Origin of the sequence: Vibrio hannami, assembly GCF_029589055.1 — a bacterium.
In the GTDB taxonomy this organism is placed as follows: domain Bacteria; phylum Pseudomonadota; class Gammaproteobacteria; order Enterobacterales; family Vibrionaceae; genus Vibrio; species Vibrio hannami.
The window spans coordinates 104,482-120,204 of the sequence record NZ_JARQZP010000006.1 but is presented as its reverse complement, the minus strand read 5'-3'; the positions used below and the strand labels follow the sequence as shown (position 1 = coordinate 120,204).

The 15,723-nt window shown below is 43.6% G+C and carries 15 protein-coding genes; 5 read left to right on the top strand and 10 right to left on the bottom strand.

The genetic code is table 11. From position 1 onward, the window contains the following. Positions 1-5: 5 nt before the first annotated feature. From ilvA to ilvG, 5 genes are read right to left on the bottom strand one after another with little or no spacing between them, the layout of a single operon-like run. Positions 6-1,547, bottom strand: coding sequence for a threonine ammonia-lyase, biosynthetic (gene ilvA, locus P7F88_RS11820; protein WP_277824974.1), 1,542 nt, complete (start codon positions 1,545-1,547; stop codon positions 6-8). Between the two features lie 5 nt (positions 1,548-1,552). Further along, entirely contained in the window at positions 1,553-3,403 is a 1,851-nt protein-coding gene (ilvD, locus tag P7F88_RS11815) for a dihydroxy-acid dehydratase (RefSeq protein WP_277824972.1), read from the bottom strand. A 19-nt stretch (positions 3,404-3,422) separates the two neighbouring features. Beyond that, positions 3,423-4,361 (bottom strand): branched-chain amino acid transaminase, encoded by a 939-nt coding sequence (locus P7F88_RS11810; RefSeq protein ID WP_277824970.1) that lies wholly within the window; start codon positions 4,359-4,361, stop codon positions 3,423-3,425. 14 nt (positions 4,362-4,375) lie between these two features. Beyond that, on the bottom strand, positions 4,376-4,645 hold the full coding sequence (ilvM, locus tag P7F88_RS11805) for an acetolactate synthase 2 small subunit (RefSeq protein WP_277824968.1): 270 nt from the start codon (positions 4,643-4,645) through the stop codon (positions 4,376-4,378). Further along, the gene (gene ilvG / locus P7F88_RS11800) at positions 4,645-6,291 is read right to left on the bottom strand and encodes an acetolactate synthase 2 catalytic subunit (protein WP_277824966.1); all 1,647 of its coding nucleotides are present in this window, start codon (positions 6,289-6,291) and stop codon (positions 4,645-4,647) included. The genes ilvM and ilvG overlap by 1 nt, the downstream gene beginning before the upstream one ends. A 398-nt stretch (positions 6,292-6,689) precedes the next feature. Between ilvG and P7F88_RS11795 the strand changes: the two genes are divergently transcribed. From P7F88_RS11795 to P7F88_RS11785, 3 genes are all read left to right on the top strand, one after another. Beyond that, the gene (locus P7F88_RS11795; RefSeq protein ID WP_277824964.1) at positions 6,690-8,219 is read left to right on the top strand and encodes a YifB family Mg chelatase-like AAA ATPase; all 1,530 of its coding nucleotides are present in this window, start codon (positions 6,690-6,692) and stop codon (positions 8,217-8,219) included. 95 nt (positions 8,220-8,314) lie between these two features. Continuing rightward, positions 8,315-9,187 (top strand): acyltransferase, encoded by an 873-nt coding sequence (locus P7F88_RS11790; RefSeq protein ID WP_277824962.1) that lies wholly within the window; start codon positions 8,315-8,317, stop codon positions 9,185-9,187. A 7-nt stretch (positions 9,188-9,194) separates the two neighbouring features. Next, positions 9,195-10,097 (top strand): DMT family transporter, encoded by a 903-nt coding sequence (locus P7F88_RS11785; protein ID WP_277824960.1) that lies wholly within the window; start codon positions 9,195-9,197, stop codon positions 10,095-10,097. A gap of 5 nt (positions 10,098-10,102) precedes the next feature. Here the strand turns inward: P7F88_RS11785 and P7F88_RS11780 are convergent, their stop codons facing one another. The 4 genes from P7F88_RS11780 to P7F88_RS11765 form a co-directional block, all read right to left on the bottom strand. Then, positions 10,103-11,089: a serine/threonine protein kinase gene (locus tag P7F88_RS11780; RefSeq protein ID WP_277824958.1), complete on the bottom strand. Its 987-nt coding sequence runs from the start codon at positions 11,087-11,089 to the stop codon at positions 10,103-10,105. A 70-nt stretch (positions 11,090-11,159) separates the two neighbouring features. Further along, entirely contained in the window at positions 11,160-12,578 is a 1,419-nt protein-coding gene (ccoG, locus tag P7F88_RS11775; RefSeq protein ID WP_277824956.1) for a cytochrome c oxidase accessory protein CcoG, read from the bottom strand. 211 nt (positions 12,579-12,789) lie between these two features. Then, on the bottom strand, positions 12,790-13,056 hold the full coding sequence (locus P7F88_RS11770; protein WP_277824954.1) for a YihD family protein: 267 nt from the start codon (positions 13,054-13,056) through the stop codon (positions 12,790-12,792). Positions 13,057-13,162: 106 nt separating this feature from the next. Next, complete coding sequence (locus P7F88_RS11765; protein ID WP_277824952.1) at positions 13,163-13,330, bottom strand: hypothetical protein; 168 nt, start codon at positions 13,328-13,330, stop codon at positions 13,163-13,165. Between the two features lie 305 nt (positions 13,331-13,635). Between P7F88_RS11765 and P7F88_RS11760 the strand changes: the two genes are divergently transcribed. Both P7F88_RS11760 and trhA read left to right on the top strand, forming a co-directional pair. Beyond that, positions 13,636-14,433 carry a sporulation protein gene (locus tag P7F88_RS11760; RefSeq protein ID WP_277824950.1) on the top strand — a complete coding sequence of 266 codons (798 nt, stop codon included), beginning with the start codon at positions 13,636-13,638 and terminating at the stop codon, positions 14,431-14,433. 73 nt (positions 14,434-14,506) lie between these two features. Then, complete coding sequence (trhA, locus tag P7F88_RS11755; protein ID WP_277824948.1) at positions 14,507-15,163, top strand: PAQR family membrane homeostasis protein TrhA; 657 nt, start codon at positions 14,507-14,509, stop codon at positions 15,161-15,163. On the opposite strand, the gene P7F88_RS11750 is transcribed toward trhA, so the two are convergent. Further along, on the bottom strand, positions 15,160-15,711 hold the full coding sequence (locus tag P7F88_RS11750; RefSeq protein WP_277824946.1) for a DUF3157 family protein: 552 nt from the start codon (positions 15,709-15,711) through the stop codon (positions 15,160-15,162). The genes trhA and P7F88_RS11750 overlap by 4 nt on opposite strands. Between the last annotated feature and the right edge of the window lie 12 nt (positions 15,712-15,723).

Below are 15,723 nucleotides of genomic sequence, written 5' to 3'. Positions count from 1 at the left end.
CAGATTTAAGACAAAAAGAACTTATAAGTCTCGTTGTCCGTTTCGTCTTTATATGGGTAATCCAGCTCAAATAAATGCTCTGAGAATCTAGCCAGGTCTGATTCTTCCAGCTCAAACCCACAAAGAACACGGCCATAATCAGCACCGTGATTACGGTAGTTGAATAGCGTTATGTTCCAGTGTGTACCAAGAGTGCTCAGGAACTTAAGCAGAGCCCCGGGATATTCTGGAAATTCAAAGCTGTATAAGCGTTCCTGAAGCTGTTTCTTCGGACGACCACCAATCATGTATCGGATATGCTGCTTTGCTGTCTCATCATCTGATAGGTCGATTACAGGGTATCCTCCATCACGGAGATCGTGAATCACACTTTCTAGTTCTTCCTGACCCCCCTGAAGTCTTAAACCTACGAAGATATTTGCTAGGCTTTCATCGCTATAGCGGTAGTTAAATTCGGTAACTGCTCGACCACCAATGATCTGGCAGAACTTAAAGAAAGCTCCCGCCTCTTCGGGGATAGTAACAGCTAACAGACCTTCCTTTTTTTCACCAATTTCACAGCGTTCTGAAACGTAGCGAAGTCCATGGAAATTAGTGTTTGCACCTGATAGAACAGTACCCAGTTTTTTATCTTTCAGATTGTTTACTTCAGCGAATTTCTTAAGCCCTGCCAATGCTAGTGCACCTGAAGGCTCTGCAATGGCACGAGTATCTTCAAAGATATCCTTAACTGCAGCACAGATCTCATCACTGGAAACTGTAATGTGCCCATCAAGATACTCGTTACATACACGGAAGGTTTCATCACCAATACGCTTAACAGCAACGCCGTCTGCGAACATACTTACCTGATCAAGAACAACAGGTTCTCCCGCATCCATAGCAGCTTTCAGGCAGCATGAATCTTCTGGTTCAACAGCGATAACCTTGATCTCAGGCATGAGTTGCTTGACCAGAACGGCAACACCGGCTGCAAGACCACCACCGCCAACCTGTACAAATATATAGTCCAGATGACCATTTTGCTGCAGCATCTCCATACCGATGGTTCCCTGACCTGCAATCACTAGTGGGTGATCGAAAGGGGGAACGAAGGTATAGCCATGCAGCTTGGCCAGACGTTCAGCTTCGGCTTTTGCTTCATCAAAGTTACTGCCATGCAGAACGACTTCACCACCAAAGCCTCGAACAGCATCAACCTTGATATCAGGTGTTGTTTTGGGCATTACAATAATGGCTTTAATGCCCAGATGCTTACCCGAATAAGCAATACCCTGTGCATGGTTTCCCGCAGAAGCTGCAATAACCCCTGCTTTTTTCTGCTCCTCAGTCAGAGTTGCAACCATATTGTAAGCACCACGTAGTTTAAACGAGTTAACCGGCTGGCGGTCTTCTCGTTTTAACTGAACCTGATTGCCAATGCGCTCAGAGAGTCTTGGCATATCCTGAAGTGGTGTTTTGGAAGCTACCTCGTAGACTGGAGCACGAAGAATATGGCGCAGATATTCTGCGCCAGTTTTCGGTAAAGGATGTTGCGTATTACCCATTTAGCTTAGCCTTCAAGCTTGGATTTATCGCGAACAGCACCTTTATCAGCACTTGTTGCCATGCTTGCATATGCTTTTAGTGCAAAAGAGACTTCGCGCTGACGGTTAGCTGGTTTCCAGCCAAGTTCGTCTTGTTTTGCACGACGAGCGGCTAGTTCATCTTCCGCTACATCCAGAGTGATAGAGCGGTTAGGGATATCAATAGTAACTGTGTCACCATCGTTAACTAGTCCAATCGTACCGCCATTAGCAGCTTCAGGAGACGCGTGACCAATAGACAGGCCAGATGTACCACCAGAGAAGCGACCATCAGTAAGAAGCGCGCACTCTTTACCTAAACCCATAGATTTAAGGTAAGTGGTTGGGTAAAGCATTTCCTGCATACCTGGTCCACCTTTAGGACCTTCGTAACGAATGATTACTACGTCACCAGCTTTAACTTTGCCACCCAGAATGCCGTCAACTGCATCTTCCTGACTTTCAAATACAACAGCAGGGCCCTGGAACTTGAGGATGCTTTCATCAACACCAGCAGTTTTTACAATACAGCCATCCAGTGCAATATTACCTTTTAGTACTGCAAGGCCACCATCTTGACTGAATGCATTTTCTTTGGTGCGGATACAGCCGTTTTCGCGGTCATCATCCAAACTATCCCAGCGACAATCCTGAGAGAAAGCTTCTGTTGTGCGTATACCAGCAGGACCTGCACGGAAGAAGTTTTTCACTTCTTCTGATTCTGTTTGCATGATGTCGTACTGAGCAAGCTGTTCCTGCATGGTTATGCCAAGTACAGTTTTAGTCTGATTATTGATAAGACCAGCACGATCCAGCTCACCAAGAATAGCCAGTACACCACCAGCGCGGTGAACATCTTCCATATGATACTTCTGAGTAGAAGGTGCTACTTTACATAGATGAGGTACACGGCGCGACATTGCATCGATATCTGTCATATCGAAATCAACTTCACCTTCCTGAGCTGCCGCCAGCAAGTGAAGTACGGTGTTTGTTGAACCACCCATTGCAATATCAAGCGCCATTGCGTTTTCAAATGCTTGTTTGGTAGCAATACTACGTGGAGCGGCAGATTCGTCACCTTGTTCGTAGTAGCGTTTCGTCATATCAACAATACGGCGGCCAGCGTTCAGGAATAGCTCCTTACGATCTGCGTGAGTAGCCAGCATAGAACCATTACCTGGTTGGCTTAGACCAAGTGCTTCTGTCAGGCAGTTCATCGAGTTTGCTGTAAACATACCAGAACATGAACCACATGTTGGACATGCACTGCGCTCGATCTGTTCGCTCTGTTCATCAGAAACGTTTGGATCGGCACCTTGGATCATCGCATCAACAAGGTCTAGCTTGATCAGCTGATCAGAAAGCTTAGTTTTACCTGCTTCCATTGGGCCACCTGAAACAAAGATCGTCGGGATATTCAGGCGTAGTGACGCCATCAACATTCCCGGAGTAATCTTGTCACAGTTAGAGATACAAACCATAGCATCCGCGCAGTGAGCGTTAACCATATACTCAACAGAATCAGCGATCAGTTCTCGAGATGGTAGCGAGTAAAGCATACCACCGTGGCCCATTGCGATACCGTCATCAACAGCGATAGTGTTGAACTCTTTCGCGATACCACCAGCAGCTTCAATTTCTTTGGCTACCATCTGACCTAAATCTTTAAGGTGTACGTGACCCGGAACAAACTGAGTAAACGAGTTTACGACAGCGATGATAGGTTTGCCGAAATCTTCATCTTTTACGCCAGTTGCACGCCATAGTGCACGAGCACCTGCCATATTTCGACCATGAGTGGTCGTGGCGCTGCGATATTTCTTTGGTGTAGACATTGTGTTTGAATTCCTTTAATTATTTGTTCTGCGGATAAACCGGATCTAACCAACCCCATTTATCTTCTGTTGTTCCGTCAAATAGTCCGAAGAAGGTGGACTGGATCTTCTCTGTAATAGGACCACGTTTACCTTCACCAACTGTGATCTGATCAACACTGCGTACAGGAACGATCTCCGCCGCAGTACCTGTCATAAAGATCTCATCAGCAAGGTAAAGTGCTTCACGAGCAATATTCTCTTCACGGATCTCGTAACCAAGATCTTTTGCGATGGTCATGATGGCATCACGAGTGATACCCGGAAGGATTGCGCTGGTTGCTGGTGGAGTGGAAAGCACACCGTTCTTGATTACAAAGATATTTTCACCGGCACCTTCAGAAAGGTAGCCATCAACACTTAGTGCAATACCTTCCGCATAACCATGGCGACGAGCTTCACCGCCAACTAGTAGAGATGAAAGATAGTTACCACCAGCTTTAGCTGCTGTTGGAATTGTATTTGGAGCTGCGCGGTTCCAGCTAGAAATCATCGCGTCCACACCGTTAGCAAGTGCTTCTTCACCAAGGTAAGAACCCCATGGGAAAGCCGCAATAATCAAATCCATCTCTGTATCTACTGGTGGGCAAACACCCAGACCAACGTTACCAACAAAACCAAGTGGACGGATATAAGCTGAATCAAGCTTGTTTTCACGCAGTGTCTCTTTACACGCTTCCATTAACTCATCTACAGAGTATGGGATAGGGAATCGGTATATCTTCGCAGAGTCTTTCAGGCGCTGCATATGTTCTTTATGGCGGAATACAATAGGTCCGTTAGGCGTGTTGTAGCAACGGATACCTTCAAAGACAGAAGTACCGTAGTGCATAGCGTGAGTAAGAACATGGACGTTTGCTTCTGCCCATGGAACCATCTCTCCGTTGAACCAAATATAATCAGCTGTATTTGTTGCCATTCTAAAATCCTTCTTTAAATTTTGTATGCACTGAGCAGTTCATCTTTTTCCAGATGAGAAGTTACGACATGTGTTACGTCCCATAGCTTTTCTATCTGATTAGTGATCAGAGTAATTGGACGATCACTGTCTACCACGATTTCAATCTTAGCTAATTTACTCTCCTGGTTCTGTGTCGCAAGTATCTGCTTAATAATAAATCCACGGTGACGTACAACACGAAGAATACGCTCAACCAGTACAGGCTTGTCATTTGCTTCAATGGTTACTAAATATCTTTCCATTAGGTGTTCTCCAACATATCCTGGTTTGCTGCACCTGGTGGTACAAGTGGCCATACATTCTCTTCTTCAGCGATAGCGACATGCAGCATGTAAGCTGTTTCACTTTCCAGCATCTCTTTTAGTGCTGGTTCTACTTCTTCTTTTCTGGTGATTGTTTTACCTGGAATGCCAAACGAAGCCGCCAGTGCTACAAAGTCAGGGTTATCATCCAGAATAGTTTCACTATAACGACCATCGAAGAACAGAGACTGCCATTGACGAACCATACCAAGACGTTGGTTATTCAGAAGCACAATCTTCACAGGAACATTTCTGCGCTTAATGGTACCCAGCTCCTGAACATTCATCATGAATGAACCGTCACCAGTAATCAGGATAGATTCATCTTCAGGACGTGCTACTTTCGCACCTATAGCAGCAGGAAGACCAAAGCCCATGGTACCCAGGCCTGCTGATGTGATGTAGTTTTCCGGACGACGAGGCTGCGTATGCTGAGCTGCCCACATCTGGTGTTGACCAACGTCTGTCGAAATCATAGAGCTGTCAGGCATCATATCGGATAGCTGTTTCAGAAGAAGTGGAGCGTAGATTAACTCGCCCGGATGGTCATAACGCCACTTGAACTTGTTTCTTAGCTCTTCGGTGTGCATTAACCATAGTGCTAAATCCTGAGTTACTTCAAGCTGAGGAAGAATAACGTTGATATCACCTCGAACAGGTGCATGTGCATGTCTTAGTTTGTTAAACTCCGCAGCATCAATATCGATATGAATAACTTTTGCTTTTGGAGCAAAGGAATCCAGTTTGCCAGTCACACGGTCGTCGAAACGAGCGCCGACAACGATAAGAAGGTCAGACTCTTGAACAGTAAGGTTTGCGGCTTTGGTGCCATGCATACCAACCATACCCAGATAGTTTGGGTCATGACGCTCTATTGAACCTAGGCCTTTAAGGGTGCTTACTGAAGGCATTGGGTTATTTTTTAGAAAGCTGCGTACAGTATCGGTTGCTTTCGCAAGCTGAACACCACCACCAACGTATAGAACTGGTCGCTCTGCATCAGCTAAAAGCTCTTGTGCGGCATTTAGACAATCTGGTGTAGCAACTGGAATCGCTGGTGGTTCAAAGTAAGGAAGAGAGTGAACAGGAGCATCAGCAAGCTGAACATCTTTTGCTATGTCTACGATTACCGGACCTGGTCGGCCAGATTTAGCAACTTCAAACGCTTCGGCCAACGTTGGAGCAAGGTCATCGATATCGGTAATCAGGTAGCTGTGCTTAGTACATGCCAGAGACATACCTATTACGTCCATCTCCTGGAAAGCATCAGTACCAATTAATGGGCTTGCAACCTGACCTGTAATGGCAACAAGAGGAATCGAATCAAGGAAAGCATCAGCAAGACCAGTGACCAGGTTTGTTGCGCCTGGACCAGAGGTTGCAAGACAAACGGCAACATCCTGAGTCGCTCTTGCCATACCAATAGCTGCCATTGCGGCACCTTGCTCATGACGGCAGAGGATATGCTCGATACCACCATCGTAAAGGGCGTCATAGATTGGCATGATGGCACCGCCCGGATATCCGAATACGGTCTTTATTCCTTCCTGTTTTAAGGCTGCAACAACTAAATCAGAACCGTTCATTGATTGCCTCCTTGCGACGTTGTGTTTGCTTTATTACTGCACATGTTGTGTTCCTGTACTTCTCGTTTAGCCTTCGGCATGGCTAATTCCTTTAATTTAAATTACAAAAAACCCCCGGACTTTTCAGTGCGGGGGTTTTTGGAAATCTTTATTCAGTTTTTTCCGCTCACAAGCCCCCGCGCGGTTCTAATCAGGACCACGACAAGCACAATAATGAGAGTGTTAATTTTTGCGGAAAAATTCATTTATTCGGTAATTTTGTAACGTTGTATATGTTTGCACCACTAGTGGTAACATATTAAGCACTTTACTGACAAGAAAAAACTCAGTCTTTTTCATATTTATTCTTTTTTGAATCGCGATATATATCTATTTATGCTTTTTGATTAAGGAATTGTATGGGATTAGCAATTATTCATAGCAGGGCAAGCGTTGGTGTTGAAGCGCCACCTGTTCAGGTTGAAGTTCACATCAGTAACGGAATGCCTGGGTTCAGTCTGGTGGGCCTGGCTGAAACGACAGTAAAAGAATCGAAGGATCGAGTCCGGAGTGCCATCATCAATTCCAACTTTGAGTTTCCGGCGAAAAAAATCACGGTCAACTTAGCTCCAGCTGATCTTCCCAAAGAAGGTGGACGTTTTGATTTACCCATCGCTTTAGGGATTTTAGCTGCGTCAGAACAGTTACCTGTGGGGCTAATAGAATCACATGAGTTTGTTGGTGAACTGGCATTGTCCGGAGAGATAAGGACAGTTAAAGGTGTGCTTCCTGCTGCTATTGCGGCTATCAAATCCGAACGTAGTTTGATTGTTCCTGATGAAAATGGATCTCAGGCTGCGTTGGTTGGAAAAGGATTGCACAAGTCGGCTATGAGTTTACTGCAGGTCTGTGCATATTTATGTGGTCAGGAACAACTTACCTTAAGCGATAAGGTAAATAAACCAGCAGAAAACGCTAAAGAGCGAGACCTGCAGGATATTATTGGCCAGCAGCAAGGAAAACGCGCTTTAGAAATCGCTGCCGCTGGTTCTCATAATCTGCTTCTCGCAGGGCCTCCGGGTACAGGAAAAACCATGCTAGCTTCTCGGCTTTGTGACTTGCTGCCTGATATGACGGATGAAGAAGCACTGGAAACGGCATCAGTCGCATCTCTTACCCAGCAAGATATTAATCACGACAACTGGAAACAGAGACCATTCCGGTCACCACATCACTCTAGTTCGATGGCTGCATTGGTTGGTGGAGGATCAGTTCCGCGTCCGGGTGAGATATCTTTGGCCCATAATGGCTTGCTGTTCTTAGACGAACTACCCGAGTTCGAACGGCGGGTGCTTGATTCTCTGCGAGAACCTCTTGAGTCTGGTGAAATTATTATTTCCCGAGCAGCGGGTAAAACAAAGTTTCCCGCCAGATTTCAATTAGTCGGCGCTTTAAACCCAAGCCCTACAGGATATTATGAAGAAAATCAGGCTAGGGTCAGTCCACAAACCATTCTTCGTTATCTTGGACGAATCTCCGGTCCTTTTCTGGATAGGTTCGATATGAGCCTAGAAATTCCGGTATTACCCAAAGGGACGCTAGCAGAAGGCGGTGATAGGGGAGAGCCTACAACCGTTGTTAAGAAACGAGTTTTAAAGGCAAGGGAAAGAATGCTTAAAAGGGCGGGGAAGGTGAATGCCCTTCTAGGTAGCAGAGATATTGAACAGTATTGTCCACTAAAAAGGGAGGACGCTGACTTTCTGGAAAGTGCGCTCCATAAGCTTGGACTTTCGATTCGCGCTTACCACCGGATTATTAAAGTTGCCAGAACCATCGCTGATCTAGAAGGGGAGGATAACATTCAGAAAAGACATTTATCGGAAGCTTTGGTTTATCGTTCTATGGATCGGCTGCTTAGGCAATTGACTGCACAAGTTGTGAAAGTCTGACTTATCTGACCAATAAGGAACACGTTCCAATCAGATAACTTAACTGTATAATTAGGCGCTGATTTTTTACTCATGCTAAAGACAAAATACTGGTCATGCTAGGTTATTTGATTCTATTTATTACAAGTTCGTTAGTGATTATTAACTCTGCAGTATGTTCCTTGATTATCTGCTTTATCGCGTTGTTTAAAGTATTTTTTTCTGCTCAAGCAACAGCCATAGCAAATAAGGTCATGTGGTTATGGGCGACAATAAATGGGCTTATATTGAAGATATTTAATAGAGTCGAGTGGGATGTTAAAGGAATAGAATCACTGAAAAAAGATGGTTGGTATCTAATGATCTCAAATCATCTAAGCTGGACAGATATCGTTGTTCTTTGCTGTGTGTTTAAAGATGTCATTCCAATGCCTAAGTTCTTCCTAAAGCAGCAGCTTCTTTATGTGCCATTTATCGGTATGGCCTGCTGGGCTCTGGATATGCCATTTATGCGACGATATTCCCGTGAATACCTGATTCGTAATCCGGAAAAAAGAGGTGCAGACCTGGAAACAACGCGACGTTCATGTGCCAAATTTAAAAATACACCGACCACGGTTGTTAACTATGTTGAAGGTACTCGTTATACCCAGGACAAACTAGCCCGAAGTAAGTCTGTTTATAAACATCTTTTACAGCCTAAATCTGGCGGTATTGCTTATACCCTTGCTGCTATGGGGGATCAATTTGAGAATATTGTCGATGTAACCCTCGCTTATCCGCAAAACAGAGAAAATCCGTTTAAAGCATTGTTGATGGGTAAAATGAAAAAGATAGTCGTCCATGTAAATACTTACCCTGTTGATGAAAAAGTACTGGGGGACTATTTCAATGACAAGCCTTATAAGCGAGAATTCCAGCTTTGGCTAGGGGATATCTGGAAAGAGAAAGATATCCGCCTGGAACAGATTTACAATCAACACAGCTAATCTTTAAATGAATAATACGTTATCTAACCTGTTTCCTGCTGGCGTCAGGTACATGGTTCTTTCCGCTCTGGGCTTCGCCCTTATGTCTGCTTGTGTAAAATACGTTGGAAACTACGGTATCCCAGTATTTGAAATTGTTGCTGCAAGGGCATTGGTTTCTTTGATTATCAGTTATGCAGATGTGAAGCGTAAGCGTATATCAGTTTGGGGGAACAACAAGCCACTCTTGTTTGCTCGTGGTATGGCTGGTACTGCGGCACTAATGTGTGTTTACTACTCGGTAACGACGCTACCACTTGCTGAAGCGACGATATTTCAGTATATCCATCCAGTGTTTACCGCGGTTCTGGCGGTTATATTTTTGAAAGAACGAATTCAAATATCCACCATTATCTGTATTGCTCTCTGTTTGCTGGGTATATATTTCATGGTTAAGCCGGCTATGGCAGAGCAAGCAGCAAGTAACCTACCTTTGTTTAGTGTTTGTATGGCCATTCTGGGTGCATTTGGGAGCTCTGTTGCGTATGTCATTGTGAGAAAACTAAGCCAGACAGAGGACAGCTCGGTCATCATTCTGTATTTCCCAATGGTCGCTTTGCCAGTATCACTTCTGCTTATTGGCGATGACTTTGTCATGCCCGATCTCTACATTGCCGGGCTCTTGATATTGGTGGGTATTTTTACTCAGGTTGGTCAGCTAGGCTTAACAAAAGCCATGCGTACACAGGCTGCGGGGAAAGCGTCGGCATACTCTTATGTTCAGATTGTATTCTCTATCGTGATCGGCGTTGTTGTGTTTAACGAGATACCTTCTAACTGGACCTACCTTGGTGGTGCATTGATCGTAACAGGTGCATTGATCAATGTATTTGGTTCCAAGTTAAAGCTTGGCAGGCTAAAAGCCCGCTAAGTTGGCTACCACTGAGGCATTAAAGATAACGGCGCTTCCTGAAGTGCTGCTATCTGCTCTTTAAATCCTAGTACCTGGTTCTCCCAATACTTAGGATCGTTAAACCATGGGAATGCGAGTGGAAATGCAGGGTCTTCCCAACGCTTTGCCAACCATGCCATATAGTAAACCATTCTTAGACCACGTAGAGGCTCTATGAGTTTTAACTCGGATTGACTGAAGTCGCAGAACTCTTCATACCCCTCCAGAATGGTATCTAACTGAGTCAGCTTATCTTGTTTCTCGCCATTTAATAGCATCCATAAATCCTGAATTGCAGGGCCTGTTCTGGAGTCATCAAGGTCAACAAACATCGGACCATCTCGCCAAAGGATATTACCGGGATGGCAATCCCCGTGGAGACGAATAGGGGTAAAATCGCTATTCCAATGTTCTTCTATTGAGCCGATCAACATATCAAGATCGCTGAAAAAGGCATTTTCCAGATGCATAGGTATAAAGGAAGAGTTCTGAAGCAGCTTACGAGGTTGATATAGATACTCTTCCAATGAAATAGATGGTCTGTGTTGGAATGATGATTTTTGACCTACGCTATGGATTCTTCCCATAAAGCGTCCCACCCACTCCAATTGTTCAAAGTTATCGACTTCGAACTGGCGACCTCCAACACTTTCAAATAGCGCAAACAGGTAACCCTGGTATTCATGCAGCGTCTTACCGTTTATAAGTACGGGTGGTGCAACAGGAATTTCCTGATCAATTAACTCCAGAGTAAAGCCGTGCTCTTCCTGAATCTGTGCTTCGCTCCAGCGCTGAGGTCGGTAGAATTTAACAACGTAGCGTTTGCGCTCTTCATCGGTAAATTGATAAACCCTGTTTTCATAGCTGTTCAAAGCCAGAAGACCAGACTCAGCACGGATACCGATACTTTCCAGTGCATACCACATAAAGTCAGGAGTTAGAGCATCAAAATTGAAAGCGCTGTTATTCATTCTATTTTCCGTCAAATAAAAAGGGCCCGAAAGCGAGCCCTGATATTTCGAAGTTAACTGATGAAAGAGGTTAAAGTTTTTTTACGAACCTGCTTTCAACTTCGATGGTAAAGTTTTCACTGTCGGTGAGTATAAACCGAATTGTTGCAACAGGAGAGATAAGTTTTTCAGGATCAACTCCCAGACTTATAGGCAGGTTAAGCACTTCTCCCGGATCAACCTGAACGGTCTGCTTTCCGTACCACTTTACATCCGCTAATCCATAAACATCCAGATTATACTCCTGAACCTGTTGAGTTTTGTTTATCACTTTCAGGTTGTAAGTATTCTCCACCAATCCATTGCTATTTATTTTAAAGAGCTGGTTTCTGTCTCTAATGACACTCAAACCGACAGGCTCAACACTAATGGTTTGTAGCACAAAGAGCGCACACATAAGCAACATAACGGCACCATAGCCGATTAATTTTGGTCGCATTACCTTAGTGTGAACACCTGAAAGCTTATGCTCTGTGGTATAGCTGATTAGGTTCGGCTCATAGTTCATGCGGTCCATGGTTTGGTTACAAACGTCAACACAAGCGCCACAGTTAATACATTCGTACTGAAGACCATCTCGAATATCGATACCTGTCGGGCAAACCTGAACACACAGATCACAATCAATACAATCTCCTAATCCCATTTTTGCAGGATCTGCTTTTCTGGAGCGTGGACCTCTGTTTTCACCGCGTTTCGTGTCGTAACCAACAATGTAGGTATCTTTATCGAACATTGCTGATTGGAAGCGGGCATATGGGCACATATGTAGACAAACAATCGATCGCATCCAGCCAGCATTAGCATAGGTACAGGCTGCAAAGAAGATGACCCAGAACCCGGACCAGAAGCCGGTATTAAAGGTGACAAAATCGATAACCAGATCTTTAACTGGAACAAAATAGCCAACAAAGGTAAGACCGGTGACAAGTGCAATAAATATCCAGGCGACGTGTTTGGCGGTTTTTCGCATAAGCAGATTGCTGGTTAGCTTGCCACTATCTTGTTTTCTTCGTTTGTTCGCTGACCCTTCTAGCTTTTCTTCAAACCATATATACATAAAGGTCCAGACAGTTTGAGGGCAGAAGTAACCGCACCAAACCCTCCCTAAGAATGTGGTAATGAAGAACAAGCCAAACGCAGCGATCATAAAGAGTAGAGCTAGAAGGGTAAGATCCTGCGGGTATAGTGTGGTTCCAAAGAAGTTAAATTGCTGGCTGCCTATATCCAGTAGGATAGCTTGCCTGTCTCCATATGGAATCCAGGGTGTCAGGCCGAATAACAACAACAGAAACCATGAGCCATATCGCCTTAGTTTCTGAAATGTACCTTTACTTTCCCTTACATAGATTCGGTTACCTGGATTAAATCTATCTTTTTGACCCTTGTGAGTTTTGGGGTTAAAGGTTTTGGGAGTCACATCTTTAATATCTATTTTATCCTGACTCATGAAATTTCCTTTTTGGGCTTTAGCCTAACCAAACGGCATAAGGCTGATGACATTACTTACTTTGTATTTATTGTGTATTAGCGGCAGATTATATATCTGTTAACATTTCCTTTTCTTTAAGATGGTCAAATTTAACAAATTTTAAAAACAAAAAAAGCGATGCTGTATGAGCATCGCCTTCCTTCAAACTTTTTATTAGGTAAGTAACCCGTTACTTTATAATTCCGCGTGCTTTTAACAGTGCAGTTTTAAAGTCATCTTCCTGATCTTTAGCAAGTCCAGGAATCATTTCATCTTTGTCGCTATTACGCATTTTGAGGTGATAGATCAGTACATCATCAGTAAGATCTTCCAGCTTTCCATCGTATCCGGCTTCTTTTGTTAATTTAACGATAAACTCAAGCAGATTTAGGTCTGAATCTTTCTGCCATTCAGGATGGATAAGTTCAATAAGTTCGTTTACGCGGTGACATTTCATAACTTTACTCCATATATAGATGTTTTTATGGGAGTTAAGTTAACAGATCATAAGGGATGAGAAAACAAGGAAAGAAAAAGCGCAGTGGGTAAGACTGCGCTTTTTATTATGCCGCTTTTGTAACATTTTCATCTGGTCGCTTCTGCATAGCAACTCGTTTAACCAGTGAGTTTGCTGGTGTATTCTGTTTTGCTACCGGAGCTGCCGCTGTGCTACAACGACGACGAGACGCGCTGGTTATGTTGCGCGCAAACCTGACTGCTGTTGGGTGCATTTGTTTACCTAACTGTCAGGCACATCCATTGCCAAATTAATGGCCCGATTATCTATGAGAAAAATCTCTTCTGGCAGCTGCCAATCCAATAAATAATCAGGTGTAACGATACTAAGCCGAATTGAACAAAGTATCACCACAAGCTTATCACTAAGCCTAAGATTGATCGAGGGTCTCTGTAAAAAATGTTTCTTTTTTCATCACTAAAATGGAATGAAATAGAGAGTTATGATTAGGACTTTTGTCCAGATTGTGATTAATATGGATCTAGTTCGTTTTTGGCTGGTGGTAAAGGAGTAACTAGAATGTCTTTTTTGAAAAAAACCTTAGCTAGCTTTGGAATTGGATCAGCGAGGGTCGATTCTATATTACAGCAGGAATATCTTGTGCCTGGTGAAAAAGCCAAGATAAAGATAGAAGTTTATGGCGGATCTACTGCACAGGAAGTTGATAATATCGAACTAAAAATGTGTTGCCGCTATATCGCAGAAGAGCCAGCAAAAAACAATGATGATCGCCATGATGGGAGAATGCGCCGAGTTCCCAGAAACTATGTCTTAAGTGAGTGGAAGCTCCCTTACGCATTTACAGTTGAGCCAGGTGAGCAGCGAGACTTTGATATTGATTTAGATGTACCCTGGAATACACCGATAACGCTTGGAGATGCAAAAGTCTGGTTAGAGACAGGGTTGGATATATCAATGGCTATTGACCCTACCGATAAAGACATTCTGACCATTCGCCCTGATTCATTGATGGATGGTGTGCTTACAGAGCTTGAAGAGCAGGGACTTAGAATTCGTCAGGTTGAGTGTGAAGAAACAAAAGGGTTTGCTTTACCTTTCGTTCAGGAGTTCGAGTTTGTTCCGACTACCGGCCCTTATCACGGACGTTGGAGAGAGCTTGAGATTGTTGCGCACAGAAGTGAAGAGTCTCTGGAGCTCTGGTTTGAGATTGACAGGCATAAATCTGGTATTGGAGGTATGCTGTCTTCCTTGCTTGGTACAGGAAAGCTCAAACGGAGTCTTACTATACCTGCACATACCCCTTCGCAAGAAGCAGGTAAAATGGTTGTTGAGTATTTAGAATCTACTAGCAATTAATACTAAATTTCAGCTTACACGTGTAAACTGAATGTGTCATGCTTCAGGCTCTGTTAGTCGATAGGGCCTGATCATGCCGAAGCTAAAACATAATGGTGAATACAGTGTGTGGGAAGAGGTGGCAAATAGCCTGTCACATGCACTTGGAATTGTACTAGGTATCGTAGGGTTAGTGTTGCTGTTGGTTAAAGCCAACAGTGCGCATGCAGATACACTTACAATTACCAGTATGAGTATCTATGGTGCCAGTGTGATTATTCTCTTTCTGGCTTCAACTCTCTATCATGCCATTCCGCATCAAAAAGCTAAGCGGGCGCTGAAAACTTTTGACCACTGTGCCATTTATCTATTGATAGCAGGTAGTTATACACCATTCCTTCTGGTCAGCCTACGTACACCATTAGCCATTGGTTTGATGATAGTCATCTGGACTATAGCGTTAATTGGAATCCTGTTTAAAGTGGCCTTCGTTTATCGATTCGAGAAGTTATCATTGATTAGCTACCTGACGATGGGATGGCTTTCACTAATAGTTATCTATCAGTTGGCTACTCATCTAAATGTAGGTGGTTTAACGCTATTGGCTGCTGGTGGGATTATCTATTCGCTTGGGGTTATATTCTATGTATCTAAACGCATCCCCTTTAATCATGCAATCTGGCATGGTTTTGTGTTAGCAGGATGTGTCTGTCACTTTTTCGCGATCTATTACTTTGTCGAACCAGTTTAACGTGACTCGACGTCAGTTACTGTTGCTTTAATAACGTATTGCTTATGTTCTGGTAAGGATATCTTAATAGTTCGGCCTTCTTTTGCTGATTGAGGTCGAAGGTAGGTATCCGCCATGCGTTTTATTGATTTCCACACTGCCACCTCATCTCTATATAACTCATTGCTCTGAACATCATAAATTGTCAGCTCTATTTCAACTGAAATAATATCCTGAGCTCCCTGATTGGTAACAGACGTTGGCAAGCTTAAGGTACCAGAGTTATAAGAAGGTTTTCCTATCAGGATATCTACGCCGGAGCTGGCTAACTGCAATGTGTCTTTTTGGCTACCCGGTTCTATTATTACGCCATCCGCAATCTTATTTTGAACTACTGGGATAGAGTTAATTTTTACACTTACTGCAGGATCATTGCTTTTTTCTGTTACATATTGCCAGGTGAAATCATCGTTGATTTGTATCTGTCTGCCATCTTTAAGAAAAACCACTTCGCTGCTGAAAACAGAAAAAGAGCTTAGTAAAAATAGTAACGGAATGATTTTTTTCATGTATAGCCTCTG